Here is a 15,062-nt window from a genome sequence, read left to right as displayed (position 1 = left end):
TTAGTAACTGTTATTATAGTATTGGCCGCTGGTGTAATCGCTTCTTTTACTCAGTTTTAAATCCTGTAAAATAGCGGCCTTAACCTTTAAGGTAATATTGTATGATTTATAAAGCCCGAATGGCACCCATTGCACGTTCAGATCCCAGCAGTGCAGATCTCGGTATATACCAAATGAACTCACTGCCAGCCTTCCTGCCTTTATATCGTAGTTGGTATTGTACTGTATCTTCCACTTATTGGTAATGTTAACATCCCCGCTAAGCATAATGGTGTTTGTGCTGCTGGTGTTAATAATATTATTATTGTAGCTAAAGCTATAATTGAACGAAAGATTCCATGGCACGTTAAAATCTACATAAGCACTTGGATCGCTGTTAATAAACGCCAGCTTTTGTGCCTGTACAGGGTTTATGGTTGATAAAGCACTACCTGGCATTACCGGGGCATGCGGTTTAAACGAGGTGGAGTTTAAGCTTCCGCTCATGGAGAAACTGATTGACGTCAGTTTCGGTAATTTACCATCCTGAAACGTATAACGGTTTATTTCACGGGTGTATTTCAGAATGGCACCGTTCGAGATAGAATCCAGCACCAGTGTTTCATAAGGGTTAAATGATCCGAAAAAACTTAAGTTAACCTTTTGGTTCAGGATGGCGGTATGTGCCGAAAATGCGATCGGCGAAAGCCTTAATGAATCCTGTGCAAAATTATAGAAGGTTGAAAAGGACAGACCATCCAAAATAGATACTTTGCGCGCCTTACCCGAAGTATCTGTCGTTTTTGGCTTTAGCTTCATCTCGATGGTATTATCAAGGTTGAAACCTATCCCCGCCTGTTTACCTGCAGATGGAAAGCCATCCTCGAAAATAGAATATGTTGTACTGTTATAAGGATAAGGGATGGTTGCATTGCTGGCTACTGTTTTATAATAGCCATAGCTTAAGGCCGAAAAATCAGGGTTATAGTTAAAACTGATGGTTGGCGTCATTACGTGCCTTATCGCCTCAATATTCCCTTTTTTAAAGTTGATGGTGCTATAAAGCTTTGTTGATAATCCCGCACTAAAATTATAAGAACCCGCACGCCTGAAACCACTAACGGTATCAATTACCAATGAATCCTGCCCGGAGATACTTCCCCGCGCATAATTTTTTCTGATGGTTTGTAAATACCAGTGCTCGGTATAGTTAATATTGGTATTGAACTGGAAGTTCTTAAACAGGTTTAAGCTTAAACCAACAGGTATTTGGTGTGTTGCACGGCTTTGCAGTTTTTTAGCCAAGGTTGAACCTTTAAAAAGTTGGGCTTCCGGAACGTTATCTACCTCGTTTGTAGCCTGCAAATTATAGCTGATGGTTATTTTTTGATACCATTTTTGGTCGCCTACCCTATCCTTGGTATCAAAGGGACTAAGTGATGCCATAGTAAAGCTAAGCGTAGGCAATTGCAGGGTAACAGTTTTATTGGTTAAATCTTGGCTGTGTGATAAGCCAACGCTTAAGTTAAACGGTGTACCGGCCCATGTTTTACTATAGTTAATAGTTGAGCGCAGATTGTTTTGTGTAAGCGATGATATATTATAGTTTGATTGCGCAGGGTTGTTACGGTAATAAGTTGATGTACCAGCATTTACCGACGCACTGAACGTACTGCCAGGATTGGCATTGGGATCCTGCGAGTGCGACCAGGTAACATTAAAATCCTTTTGTGCCGGATCTCCCTCTAAGCCGTAATTATGCGAGCCATAGCTCAGGGTAAATGTACCGCCATATTTATAACGCTTTAAATAATGCGCCGTAGTGCTTAACTCGTACGATCCTTTGGAGTAAACAGTACCCGTAGTAGTCAGATCTATGTAATCACTGATACCTATATAGTAACCAAAGTTTCTTAAATAAAACCCTAATTTTTGATCCTCGCCAAAAGTAGGAATAATTACACCCGATGCTCTTTGATCAGGCTTTGGAAAAAAGCCGAAAGGGATAGCTAAAGGAAGCGGTATGCCTTCAATTTCCAGGTACGCCGGGCCCGAAATGATCCTGTTTTTTTCTGCGATACCTTTGGTGATCACAATACCAAAGTGGGTATCGGGATAAGGCAGATCGCAGGTGCTAAAAATAACGTTATGATAGGCAACCTCTGTTTCATTAAGCTTTTTTGCTTCTCCGCCTGATATATAGCTACCGTCCTGGTCTGAGGCAGGGTTCCAGAGCCTGCCTTTTTTTGTTTTATAATCAAATAACAAAGAGTCAGACTCGATGGGCTTTTCTTTTCCCTGTTTAGATATAGGGCGGCCAACATAACGGTGAGTTATCGGGTCGGTACCGCCACTGGCAAATAAAACATGATTTTTTTTGTCGAGCCGGATATAATCGGCATCCAATTCAAAATCTTCATAAGTAACACGTGCTCTGCCGTATAAATATACTACATCATGCACTATATCGGTATGGGTTGAGTCTTCTGCGTGTGAAGTTACCTGCGAATTAAGGCCGTTTGCGTTCTTTTTTGAGGTATCATTTTTAGCTACTGTACTTTTTGTGCCCGATGTTGCCGCAGATTTTTTACCTTTAGGTGCTTTACGGTTCTTTGTAGTATCTCGTTTTAAAGTTGTATCTGCTTTATTATTAAAGTTATAAGCAGTACTTACAGGTGATGCAGCCATCACATGTGCCATTAAAATTATTGCAAGAAGAAAAAAAAGGCTTATAAATTTCAAAATTGATTATGAATAGTATTTTTGCAGATATAGTTAACAGCGTTCAAAAATAATGAAAAATAGGGCATTGAAAAGATTGATTTACGGTTTATCGATAATACTGGCATCTTTACCTTTTTTTTCGTTTGCAATAGCTTCTTCTGTACAGCATGATACGGTTGTTACCAATGGGTATAAACTTAAAACTGTTGTTATTGATGCAGGCCATGGTACTCGTCCAAATGGCAGTCATTCCGGTGCATCAGGCTCATATTCTACAGAAAGTAATGTAACGCTGCAAATAGCACTTAAATTACAGAAGGCAATAGAAAAAGATGTTCCGGATGTTAAAGTAGTTATGACCCGCACCACAGAGGCGGATGTAGGCTTAAAAGCACGCTCAGAAATTGCGAATGCAAACAAAGGCGACCTGTTTATATCCATACATTGTAACTCCCTTTCTGACACACATCGCCGGGAAGTTGTAGGGCATAGAAAAGGAAAAGCGATTTATAAAACAGTTTCCGTTCCTGATCGTTCAGGTAAGGGTGTTTTGTTTTTAGTTTATGGTTTTCACAGGTCTGAAGAAGAACAGGAAGCCTTAAGGGAAAACTTATTTGAAGAGAAGGATAATACCGAACAGTCAAATGTTTTGGATGACCCGGCCTCTATTATAACAATCAATGCCTTTAAAGCTAAATACCGTAAACAAAGCATCCATTTTGCCAATTTGCTAAACACAGAGTTTACCGAAGTCGATGGCAGGCATAGTGACGGTGTTAAAGAACAAGGTGTATTGGTATTGTGCCACAGCGCAATGCCCGCTGTTTTAGTTGAAACAGGGTTTATAAATAACCACGAAGAGGAAGATTTTTTAAACTCCGAAGACGGACAAAATCAAATAGTTGCAAGTATTGTAAGGGCCTTAGGCAGTTACAAGGCTGAAGTTGAACAAGTATCACAATAAGTTAAAGGATCAGTGAGTTGAGAGATTAAATAAGCGGGTAATTAATAAGTAACGCTTGTAAATCTTTAAACTCCTGTCAACAACATACATATCTATGAAAATATCAAACGAAACTAAAATAGGTGCATTAACGGCCATCACCATTACGGTACTTATATTAGGCTACAGCTTTTTGAAGGGTAATGACATTTTTTCTGGCTCTAATAAGTTTTACGCAGTTTATAAAAGCGTTGACGGGCTTTCAGTTTCAAAACCCATATTGGTTAATGGTTTCCCTATCGGCAGGGTTTCAAAAATGAAATTATTATCAAACGGGCATACCATTGTTGAATTTAAGGTTGACCGTCAGTATAATGTACCCTCAAATACACTGGCCAAACTGGTAAGTACCGATCTATTGGGCAGCAAAGCAATTGTATTTGAATATGGAAACAGCAATACCTATGCCGATGATAACGATACCTTGCGCGCAGATATACAAGGTAGTTTGGCAGAAAGCTTGCAACCAATACAGGCTAAAGCCGAGAACCTGATCTCGAAATTAGATTCGTCATTAGCCGCTGTAAATAAAATATTGAACCCTAATTTTCAAAAAAATGTAGATAAAAGCTTTGCCAGCATTGCTAATTCTTTACAGACTTTAGAAGGTACAACCAAAAAGATTGATGCATTGGTAGGCAATCAGACAGTTCACATTGATGGCATATTATCAAATGCTGAAGTAGTATCATCAAACCTAAAATCAAGCACACAGCACCTAACAGGCATAACCACCAATTTTGAAAAGGTAAGTAATGACATAGCCAGTTCAAATATTAAGCAAACGCTGGATAATGCTAACAAGGCAATGGCCGACCTGCAGGAAACTATCAGCAAGATCAATTCGAGCAAAGGATCATTGGGCTTATTGCTCAGTGATGATAAGATGTATAATAATTTAAGGGATGCTTCGGCTAATATGAACAATTTGTTTATTGACCTTAAGGCTCATCCAAAACGCTATGTAAGCTTCTCTGTTTTCGGCGGCAAGAAAGACTAATATTTTTAATACTGGCGTATAAGAACTTTTTTTTTGTGCGCCAGTATTAACTACCTACCATAAAGGTTTTCCCTTCAATAGCTAATTCTGTTTCCGGAAAAACGCTCCTTGCTTCATCCAGCAGTTCATTCAGCGTTTTATACCTGGCCGAAAAATGGCCTATTAACAGTCTTTTTGCATGAGTTAGCAGGGCTATCTCCCCGGCCTGTAATGCTGTAGTATGGTGGGTTTCATTGGCCCTATCCAGCATATTATTTAAAAAGGTAGCTTCGTGGTATAACAAGGTAACATTACTTATCTGCTTAAAGTAGGCTTCGTTGTACATGGTATCTGAACAATAAGCATATGTTTTGGGCTCGCTCGAATCTGTGGTTAGCGTATCATTTTTATAAACGGTACCATCAGGTGCCACATAATTCAATCCTTTTTTAAGGGCTGAGAAAAATTCCACCGGCACATTTAAAGCCTCCAACTTATCTTTCAGTAATTTCCGTAGTCTTTTCTTTTCTTTAAATAAAAAGCCGGTGCAGGCAATCCTGTGATCAAGGGGTATAGTTTCAACAGCCACATCCTGATTATCCAGAATAAGTTCTGCCTTTGTAGGATCAGTGAATTTAAATAAAAGCGGGTATTGCAGCGTAGTTTCTGAAAACTTAAGCTGCATTTCAATGATCTCTTTTAGCGGCGGCGGCCCGTAAATAGTTAAAGGCTTTATCCGGCCGTTTAAATGCATTGATGAGATTAAACCCACAAGCCCGAGATAATGATCACCATGAAGATGGCTGATAAAGATATGGTCGATACGGCTGGCTTTAACATCAAACCGCAGCATTTGCTGCTGGGTACCTTCGCCACAATCAACCAAAAACAGGCGGTCATTTATATTGAGCGCCTGTGCTGTAGGATTTCTATTAAAAATGGGGGTCGCAGAACTGCTGCCAAGTATTGTAACTTCAAATTTCATACTTGGAGAACGATCTGTTAATTATTTTGCTTCTTTTCTTAATTCTTTTTCAATTTCTTCCATAAAAACAAGGTCAATAGCTTCTTCTGGTGTTTGTACAATTGAAAGAACGCTGTCAAGCTGTGATATAGTGATCAGTCGGGCAACTGGTTCGTTTAAACCGGTTAGTATAAAAGTGCCCGAAGCATTTTTACATAAACGATGACCAACCAATAAGCTGCTTAAGCCTGATGAGTCGGCAAACTTTACTTGTGAAAGATCGAAAATAATATTTCTCTGTCCTTCTGTGTTGATCAGAATAAGTTCAGATTTAAGCTGCGGTGTAATCAAAGAGTTTAGCTTTGATTCATTCAGCTTTAACAGAATATATTTTTCGTGTTTATCAACAGTAAATTTCATTTTGTACTAATTAAGAAGCTAAGATATAATTATTTGTCTTTAAATAAAAAATTACAAGGCACTAAGTTCATTATTTATGGCTTTTTCAACCCTTTGCAGTACACTTTCATTTCCTGGCTTCACAAAACCTTCGCCGGTTATCTGTTCAAACAGTTCAATATACCTTTCTGAAATGGATAAAACAATCTCAGGGGTCATTTCAGGCACTACCTGTCCATCCTTTCCCTGGAAACCATTTTCAATCAACCATTTTCTTACAAACTCTTTCGAAAGCTGTTTTTGAGGCTCGCCATTGGCCTGGCGGTCTGCATAACCTTCGCTGTAAAAATACCTTGATGAATCGGGTGTATGGATCTCGTCAATCAGGTAAATGGTACCATCAGCCTTACCAAATTCATACTTGGTATCAACCAATATCAATCCTTGTTTTTCAGCAATCTCCGTACCGCGTTTATATAAGGCTTGCGTGTATTTTTCAAGTTGCTCATAATCTGTGGCCGAAACTATTCCGCGCTCCAATATCTGTTCTTTTGATATATCCTCATCATGCCCTACCGACGCTTTGGTGGTAGGTGTTATAATGGGGGCTGGTAACTTATCGTTTTCTTTTAATCCCTCCGGCAGGCTTACACCGCAAACCTCTCTTCTGCCTGCACTGTATTCGCGCCAGGCATGGCCGGCAAGGTATCCGCGGATCACCATTTCTACTTTAAACGGATCACAAATACGCCCGATGGTAACACTTGGATCAGGCACACTCACCACCCAGTTTGGAACAATATCGGCAGTAGCCTGCAAAAACTTAGCAGCTATCTGGTTTAACACCTGTCCTTTATATGGAATAGCCTCGGGTAAAACTACGTCGAAAGCTGATATACGGTCTGATACAACCATTACCAGGTATTTATTATCAATGGTATAAACATCACGAACCTTACCTTTATAAAAGCTGGTTTGGCCCGGGAAATTAAAATGCGTTTCTTTTATTGCGTTCATGTTATTACTAAGAGTCGGGAAGTATAAATCGGTAGCAAAGATAAAATATCAAAATATCTTTGCTACCGCTCCTGCTCTTTATTTCTAAATTATTGTATATCGCCGTAAGCTTCTAATATTTTCCTTACCAATTTGTGTCTTACCACATCTTCGCCGCTTAGGTAAACTATCTCAATACCTTTTATATCCGTAAGTATCCTTAAAGCCGTATGCAAACCGGATTGCTGCTTTTTAGGCAAATCTATCTGGGTAACATCACCTGTTACAATAAACTTTGCAGATGGGCCCATACGCGTTAAAAACATCTTTAACTGCATATCGGTAGCATTCTGTGCCTCATCTAAAATAACAAAACAATTATCCAGTGTACGGCCGCGCATAAATGCCAGTGGTGCAATTTCAATGGTACGGTTCTCCAGGTAAAGCTTAAGCTTCTCTGCCGGGATCATATCATCCAAAGCATCGTATAAAGGGCGCAGATAAGGATCTATTTTTTCTTTCAGATCGCCGGGTAAAAAACCGAGGTTCTCCCCTGCCTCAACAGCCGGGCGGGTTAGTATTATCCTTTTAATATCCTTGTTTTTCAATGCCCTTACCGCTAAAGCAACAGCTGTGTAGGTTTTACCGGTACCCGCAGGGCCAATGGCAAAAAGAATATCGCTTTTATCAATACCATCAACCATACGGCGCTGGTTGGCTGTACGCGCCTTAACCATAACCCCATTAGGCCCAAACACAATAACCTCCCCGCTGGCAAATTTATCAGCCGCCGGATCGGCAGCAGGTGTATGGGATATTTTTGAACCCAATATCCTTTCCAGGTCCGTTATGCTCAGATTTTCAAATTTTTCAACGTGCTGTAATAAATGAGCAAATTTTTCCTGAAAAATATTCAGCTCATGATCGTCGCCCAATACCTTTACTTCGCTGCCGCGGGCAACTATTTTAAGTTTGGGGTATTGTTTTTTAATGATCTCAAAATGATCATTATTAGGTCCCCATAATACTGCGGGGTTGACTTGTTCGATTGACAATTTAAGCTCGTTCAATACAAATTGATTTTTAGTTGCAGAATTTTATGAATTAAAATTGAATATTTGTAGCTGCTAATGCTTGTACAAGATTAGCGATAAATATTTATAAAATTAATGGCAATAATAACTTTAACTACTGATTTGGGCGATAAAGATATTTATCAGGCTGCCCTAAAAGGAAGTATTTTAAAATTATTACCCACGGTTAATATTGTTGATATAACAAACAGTGTTGCCGCATACAATATACAACAGGCAGCCTTTATTTTAAAGAATAGTTTTTACTATTTTCCGGATGCTACGGTACACTTAATTGGTATTGATACTGTTTTTAATAATGATACTCGTTATCTGGCAGTTAAGTACAAGGGGCACTATTTTGTAGGGGCTGATAATGGTATATTCTCGTTGATGTTTGACAGCGAGCCTGATGAAATTGCAGAAATAAACATTATGCAGGACCTTAAATTTCTGCATTTTCCGCTTGCCGATATATTTGTTAAGGCCGCTTGTCACTTAGCCAAAGGCGGCCCGCTTACTGAAATAGGGATCCCGGTAAATGATATTGAGAAAAAGATGAACCTGCAGCCGGTGATCGAAAAAAACCTGATAAAGGGGGTGGTTATCTATATTGATTCGTTTCAAAATGTGATCACCAATATAACCAAGGAATTTTTTAACACCGTTCAGCAAGGGCGCAGGTTTATGCTCTCGTTTAAAAGGAACGAAACCATTAACCATTTAAGCTGGCATTATAACGAAGTGCCGGAAGGCGAAAAGCTTTGCCTGTTTGGTATAAGTGACCATTTGGAAATTGCCATTAACAAGGGCAACGCCAGCGGCTTGTTAGGATTAAATTTAGGTGATAGCGTAATAATTGACTTTACAGAAGCATGAAAAAAATAATACTTTTTGCAATCGTTTGTATTTTATCGGTTAACGCTTTCGGGCAGGGCAACAGCGATTCGCTGGCTTACCAGTTACAACGTAAAAAAATAAATGGCATGCTGGCACAGCGGTCGCAAAAGTTTGGGCAGTATGATCAAAGCTTAAGTATGCATACCGGCATATTTGGTTTGCAAACTAAAAAGGATATTCGCCGGTCTAATGATATTTTAATGGATATTGTTAAAACCGATAACAATATTTATAAAGAGCTAAAAATATTATTAGAGTACCGCACCTTTCAGCAAACGCAGGTTCAAAGCCACTCTCAGGAAATTGAGGATACCAAGCTGGGTTACATGAACACCATTAACAAACTGCGCGACGAGTTAGACAAGTTAAAGACCGAATCAGAAAAAGAACAACAGCAGCAAAGCAAAACAAGGAATATACTAATCATTGTCCTGATACTCATGTTTGCGTCAATTTTAATCCTCCTATCCCTAAAAAACAAACGTAAAGCATAGTTTTGCTGATTATTAAATTCTGCTGTAAAATGTTTAGGCGCATCAATCGTCTTTCATTGTATATCAGGATACATTCAAAATAAATGGCAAGACAAAGACTTAATAGCGGTAACGCAGCAGAAAAAGAACTCCCTAAGGCAAAAATAAACAGGCAAAGCATCAATAATATAAGCAGGTTAATAGCTTATATCAAACCATACAGGGGTAAATTTATAGCCGCTTTAGTGTTCTTGTTTTTATCAAGCTTAGTAGGTCTTGCATTCCCATCGTTTTTAGGTGCCTTGATTGATACCGCCTTGGGTAAACATAATAACGGATTTTTACCCACCACCATACAAGGCATTTTATTATTGGCCTTTATCGTTTTGTTCTCCCAGGCATTTGTTTCCTTTTTCAGGATATTGTGGTTCGTACAGGTTGCTGAGCGTTCACTGGCCGATATAAGGAGAGATACATATTTTAAGCTGATCACCCTGCCCATGAATTTTTTCTCGAACCGAAGGGTCGGGGAATTAAACAGCCGCATCTCTGCCGATCTTTCACAAGTGCAGGATACTTTAACCACCACCATTGCCGAAATGATAAGGCAATTGGTTTTACTGGTTGGCGGTATCATTTTTATGGCGGTGATCTCAAAAAAGTTAGCCATTGCCTTATTGATAATTTTACCGGTTTTGGTAGTAGTAGCCATATTTTTTGGGCGTTTTATCCGTAAAATATCCAGGCAGGCCCAGGATAAGTTGGCCGAATCAAATACCATAGTGGAGGAAACACTGCAAGGTATAGCTAATGTAAAGGCTTTTGTAAATGAATCTTTCGAGGCCAGCAGGTATCAAAAAAACATACAGGAAGTTGCCGGTATAGCCATTAGCGGTGCAAAATACCGGGGTATGTTTGTATCTTTTATAGTTTTCTGCATGTTTGGTGCTATTGTAGCGGTAGTAGGATACGGCTGTTTGCTGGTCAGCCAGCATGAGCTTACCGTTGGCGAACTGTTTAAGTTTGCCTTATATGCTGTATTTGTTGGCAGCGCAATGGGAAGCTTTCCTGATCTGTATGCCAATGTGCAAAAAGCCGTTGGTGCCAGCGAACGTGTATTAGAAATATTAGCTGAACAAGGCGAAGAAATATCAATTGATGAAATTGACAACACCATTAAGCAAAAAATCACAGGCAACCTGTCGTTTAATAACGTCATATTCGCTTATCCATCCCGCCCAGAAATTACGGTGTTAAAAGATATTTCTTTCGATGCCGCTGCCGGGCAAAAAGTAGCTATTGTGGGGCCAAGCGGTTCGGGCAAATCAACAATGGCAGCTTTGATATTGCAATTTTATCATCCTCAAAGTGGTAATTTATCATTTGATGGAAAACCAGCCAGTGAGTACTCATTAACTGATATTCGTAACCAGGTTGCTATAGTACCACAGGATGTGATGCTTTTTGGCGGATCGATACTGGAGAATATAGCTTACGGAAAATTAAGCGCAACAAAAGACGAGATCATAAAGGCAGCACAACGAGCCAATGCCGATCAGTTCATCATGTCGTTCCCCGAAGGATATGATACTATAGTTGGCGAACGTGGTGTTAAATTATCAGGTGGCCAAAGGCAGCGTATTGCCATTGCACGTGCATTGTTAAAAAATCCATCTATACTGATATTGGATGAGGCTACCTCCTCTTTAGATTCTGAATCAGAACGTTTGGTTCAGGAAGCCCTGGAAGAGCTGATGAAGAACCGTACCTCTATTATTATTGCCCACAGGCTTTCAACTATCCGCGAAGCTGATAAGATCATTGTGCTTGAAAAAGGTAATATCATTGAGTCGGGTAGTCATCAGGAGTTAGTAGCCAACGAGCAGGGACTTTACCGTTATTTAAGCCGTTTACAGTTTGATGTTAGCTCATAAAATTATTTAAAACAACAATGGAATAAAAATTGCGTATAAGAATGGTGTTTACCTATAGTACTAAAGCATTATATGACATTCCATTACAAGCCTATCCTTTTTGTCACTTTCATTATTTTGTTCAGCACCAATTGCCGGTCGGGCGCTAAGCCCGATGCCAATGAAATTGCTGTTAAAAATATTTCAACTGGTTTACCCGATACCACTCATATAAATTCCATTAACCAACCAGCAATAAACATTGCAGCTAAGGGAACACCTGTGCCTTTAAAAAATATGTTTGGCATTAACGGTTATGAATGGAACTTTTTAGAAAATCCGGTTAGCCCTAACGACCGTAACCACATTTTTGAGGATAACATGGCCCTCATCAAGACCTTTTCGGCAGTAAGGCACTACCTTAACATAAACCGGATTGAGAACGCTAAAGGCAACTACACTTTTAACCCCGCAATAAACGGAGGCTGGGATTATGACCTTATTTATGAGCGTTGTAAGCAGGATGATATTTTGGTACTTGCTGATCTTAAAAACATACCCGAGTGGATGATGAACACCTACCCTGCAAGCTCGCGCGATGATGATAATGCGCCTGCACCTTACGGCCTGAGTCTGAAGGATCCGGCTTCGTATGCCGATCAGGCGCGTACGGCATTTCAGTTTACGGCAAGGTATGGATACAATAAAAATATAAATAAGGCCTTGGTTAAGGTTGATACCCGCAAACGCTGGGATAACGATACCCCAAATGAGGTTAAAATTGGCATGGGCCTCATCAAATATATTGAATGCGGCAATGAGCGCGACAGGTGGTGGGGTGGCGATGAAACCCATCAATCCGCAGAGCAATATGCGGCTAACATGTCGGCATTTTATGACGGCAATATGGGGAAACTTGGCCCCGGTGTTGGCGTAAAATCAGCAGATCCAGCCATGCAGGTAGTTATGGGCGGTTTGGCATCAGCCGATGCCGGGTATGTTCAAAAAATGATTGACTGGTGTAAGCAAAACCGGGGTTATAAAAAAGATGGCAGTATTAATTTATGCTTCGATATTATAAACTATCACCTGTACTCAAACAATGGCGACGTAAGGATACATAAAAGAGCTACAACCGGCATAGCTCCCGAACTATCAGATGCTGCCAGCATTGCCAAATCATTTGTAAGCCTGGCAAACAGTTTGCCGCAGCACCCTGAAGTTTGGCTTACTGAAACTGGTTATGATATTAACCAGGAAAGTTATCAAAAGGCTGAATCTATCGGGAAGAAAACCGTGTTGGAGAACCAAGCCAACTGGATTTTACGCTCTTCACTCCTATATATTCGTTTCGGTATTAAAAGATTATTCTTTTACCAGCTGTTTGACGATCATGCAAATGGCACCAGCCAGTATGCAACTTCAGGCCTTGCCGAAGGTGTAAAAAGGCGCCCCGCTGACGATTATATTTTGCAGGTAAATAAGTTAATGGGTAATTATAATTATGTAAAAACCATTAATAAAGATCCGTTGGTTGATCAGTATCAATTGGGTAATAAAACCATGTATATCCTGATGATCCCTGATGAAACAGGCAGAACAGGCAGTTACACTATTGATTTGGGAACTGCAAAAGCCAATGTTTATAAATTAAGGGTTGGTGCCGATGCTATGGAAAAAAGCACCGTAAATACTACCAATGGTAAACTTAAAATAGAAGTAACTGAAACCCCTTTATTTGTTGAGGGTGTAAAATAATTACGGGTCATTTATTCTTTAAAATTCGTCCCGCAGGTTTAAAACCTGAATTACATAATTCGGCATGCCAAATTATCAGCCTAAAAAGCTATTTTTGCGCTTCAATGGAACACATACGTAATTTTTGTATCATAGCACATATTGACCACGGTAAAAGTACACTTGCCGATAGGTTACTTGAATATACCAACACCATTACCCAGCGCGAATCGCAGGCACAATTGCTTGATGATATGGATCTGGAGCGTGAGCGTGGCATTACCATAAAAAGCCATGCCATACAAATGGATTATGTGCTTGACGGGCAGAAATATATATTAAACCTGATTGATACCCCCGGGCATGTGGATTTCTCGTACGAGGTTTCGCGTTCAATAGCTGCCTGCGAGGGTGCATTGCTTATTGTGGATGCGGCACAAGGTATCCAGGCACAAACTATATCTAATCTATACCTGGCGCTTGAGAATGATTTAGAGATCATCCCGGTTTTAAATAAAATGGATTTGCCGGGTGCTATGCCCGAAGAAGTGAAAGACCAGATTGTTGAACTGATAGGATGTAAACGCGAAGATATATTAGCAGCATCAGGTAAAACAGGTATGGGTGTGCATGATATTTTACGTGCTATTGTTGAGCGTGTCCCTGCTCCTGTCGGCGATCCGGAAGCACCTTTACAGGCTTTAATATTTGATTCGGTATACAACTCGTTCAGAGGGATCGTTGCTTATTTTAAAGTAGTAAACGGCGAAATAAGAAAAGGTGATAAAGTAAAGTTTTTCGCTACCGAAAAACAGTATATAGCTGAAGAAGTTGGTACATTAAAATTAAAACAACTCCCTAAAGATGTAATTAAAACCGGCGATGTTGGTTACATTATATCGGGTATAAAAGAAGCACGCGAAGTAAAGGTTGGTGATACCATAACCCGTATTGACCGCCCTTGTGCTGGCGGGATCCAAGGTTTTGAAGAAGTGAAACCTATGGTATTTGCGGGTATCTACCCGGTTGATACTGAGGATTACGAAGAACTGCGCGAATCAATGGCCAAACTGCAGTTAAATGATGCATCATTGGTTTTTGAACCGGAATCATCAGCGGCTTTAGGTTTTGGTTTCCGTTGCGGGTTTTTAGGAATGCTGCACATGGAGATCATCCAGGAGCGTTTGGAACGCGAGTTTGATATGACAGTAATTAATACTGTTCCCAACGTATCTTACATAGCACATACCACAAAGGGAGATCCGATTGTGGTTAACAATCCTTCGGACCTGCCCGACCCAAGTCGTATAGATTTTGTGGAGGAACCTTACATCAAGGCTACCATCATCACTAAATCTGATTATGTTGGCCCGGTAATGTCGCTTTGTATTCAAAAAAGAGGCTCGATTGTTAATCAATCTTACCTGACATCCGACAGGGTTGAGCTGGTATTTGAATTGCCAATGGGCGAGATCGTTTTTGACTTCTATGATAAATTAAAAACCATATCGAAAGGGTACGCCTCTTTTGATTATCACCAGATAGGTTACCGCCAGTCTGACCTGGTACGCTTGGATATTCGTTTGAATGCTGAACCGGTTGATGCCTTGTCATCACTGATCTACAGGGGTAATTCATACGATTTTGGTAAAAAGATCTGCGAAAAGTTAAAAGAACTAATCCCACGCCAGCAGTTTGAAATTATTATCCAGGCATCAATAGGTGCCAAGATCATAGCCCGCGAAACGGTGAAGGCCTTACGTAAGGATGTTACTGCTAAATGTTATGGTGGTGATATATCACGTAAGCGTAAGCTGTTAGAAAAGCAGAAAAAAGGTAAAAAACGTATGCGCCAGGTAGGTAATGTGGAAATTCCACAATCAGCATTTATGGCTGTTTTAAAATTGGATTAAATAAATTAG

General features: G+C 40.0%; 12 protein-coding genes. 7 read left to right on the top strand and 5 right to left on the bottom strand.

From position 1 onward, the window contains the following. Nucleotides 1–2,667, bottom strand: a complete 2,667-nt coding sequence (locus tag ACQY4U_RS20515; protein ID WP_428331332.1) for a putative LPS assembly protein LptD — start codon at nt 2,665–2,667, stop codon at nt 1–3. 106 nt (nt 2,668–2,773) lie between these two features. Between ACQY4U_RS20515 and ACQY4U_RS20510 the strand changes: the two genes are divergently transcribed. Together ACQY4U_RS20510 and ACQY4U_RS20505 are read left to right on the top strand one after the other, a co-directional pair. Continuing rightward, nucleotides 2,774–3,667: an N-acetylmuramoyl-L-alanine amidase family protein gene (locus ACQY4U_RS20510; RefSeq protein WP_428331331.1), complete on the top strand. Its 894-nt coding sequence runs from the start codon at nt 2,774–2,776 to the stop codon at nt 3,665–3,667. 94 nt (nt 3,668–3,761) lie between these two features. Further along, the gene (locus tag ACQY4U_RS20505; RefSeq protein ID WP_428331330.1) at nt 3,762–4,706 is read left to right on the top strand and encodes an MlaD family protein; all 945 of its coding nucleotides are present in this window, start codon (nt 3,762–3,764) and stop codon (nt 4,704–4,706) included. Nucleotides 4,707–4,752: 46 nt separating this feature from the next. Here the strand turns inward: ACQY4U_RS20505 and ACQY4U_RS20500 are convergent, their stop codons facing one another. The 4 genes from ACQY4U_RS20500 to ACQY4U_RS20485 all read right to left on the bottom strand — a co-directional run bounded on the left by ACQY4U_RS20500 (nt 4,753) and on the right by ACQY4U_RS20485 (nt 8,114). Beyond that, entirely contained in the window at nt 4,753–5,670 is a 918-nt protein-coding gene (locus ACQY4U_RS20500) for a ribonuclease Z (protein ID WP_428331329.1), read from the bottom strand. 21 nt (nt 5,671–5,691) lie between these two features. Then, nucleotides 5,692–6,069, bottom strand: a complete 378-nt coding sequence (locus ACQY4U_RS20495; protein ID WP_428331328.1) for an STAS domain-containing protein — start codon at nt 6,067–6,069, stop codon at nt 5,692–5,694. A 51-nt stretch (nt 6,070–6,120) separates the two neighbouring features. Next, entirely contained in the window at nt 6,121–7,065 is a 945-nt protein-coding gene (locus tag ACQY4U_RS20490; RefSeq protein ID WP_428331327.1) for a phosphoribosylaminoimidazolesuccinocarboxamide synthase, read from the bottom strand. A gap of 89 nt (nt 7,066–7,154) precedes the next feature. After that, the gene (locus tag ACQY4U_RS20485) at nt 7,155–8,114 is read right to left on the bottom strand and encodes a PhoH family protein (protein ID WP_428331326.1); all 960 of its coding nucleotides are present in this window, start codon (nt 8,112–8,114) and stop codon (nt 7,155–7,157) included. 99 nt (nt 8,115–8,213) lie between these two features. Between ACQY4U_RS20485 and ACQY4U_RS20480 the strand changes: the two genes are divergently transcribed. The 5 genes from ACQY4U_RS20480 to lepA all read left to right on the top strand — a co-directional run bounded on the left by ACQY4U_RS20480 (nt 8,214) and on the right by lepA (nt 15,053). Then, entirely contained in the window at nt 8,214–8,996 is a 783-nt protein-coding gene (locus tag ACQY4U_RS20480; protein WP_428331325.1) for an SAM hydrolase/SAM-dependent halogenase family protein, read from the top strand. Beyond that, nucleotides 8,993–9,511 carry a hypothetical protein gene (locus ACQY4U_RS20475; protein ID WP_428331324.1) on the top strand — a complete coding sequence of 173 codons (519 nt, stop codon included), beginning with the start codon at nt 8,993–8,995 and terminating at the stop codon, nt 9,509–9,511. Before ACQY4U_RS20480 ends, ACQY4U_RS20475 begins: the two co-directional genes overlap by 4 nt. An 83-nt stretch (nt 9,512–9,594) precedes the next feature. Next, nucleotides 9,595–11,424 (top strand): ABC transporter ATP-binding protein, encoded by a 1,830-nt coding sequence (locus ACQY4U_RS20470; protein ID WP_428331323.1) that lies wholly within the window; start codon nt 9,595–9,597, stop codon nt 11,422–11,424. 72 nt (nt 11,425–11,496) lie between these two features. Further along, nucleotides 11,497–13,161, top strand: coding sequence for a hypothetical protein (locus ACQY4U_RS20465; protein WP_428331322.1), 1,665 nt, complete (start codon nt 11,497–11,499; stop codon nt 13,159–13,161). 104 nt (nt 13,162–13,265) lie between these two features. Further along, the gene (gene lepA, locus ACQY4U_RS20460) at nt 13,266–15,053 is read left to right on the top strand and encodes a translation elongation factor 4 (protein WP_428331321.1); all 1,788 of its coding nucleotides are present in this window, start codon (nt 13,266–13,268) and stop codon (nt 15,051–15,053) included. The last annotated feature ends 9 nt before the right edge of the window (nt 15,054–15,062 follow it).

Source organism: Mucilaginibacter sp. (assembly GCF_965277465.1).
Taxonomy (GTDB): Bacteria; Bacteroidota; Bacteroidia; order Sphingobacteriales; family Sphingobacteriaceae; genus Mucilaginibacter.
The sequence above is the reverse complement of the archived record's forward strand: the minus strand, read 5'-3'. Positions and strand labels throughout refer to the sequence as shown.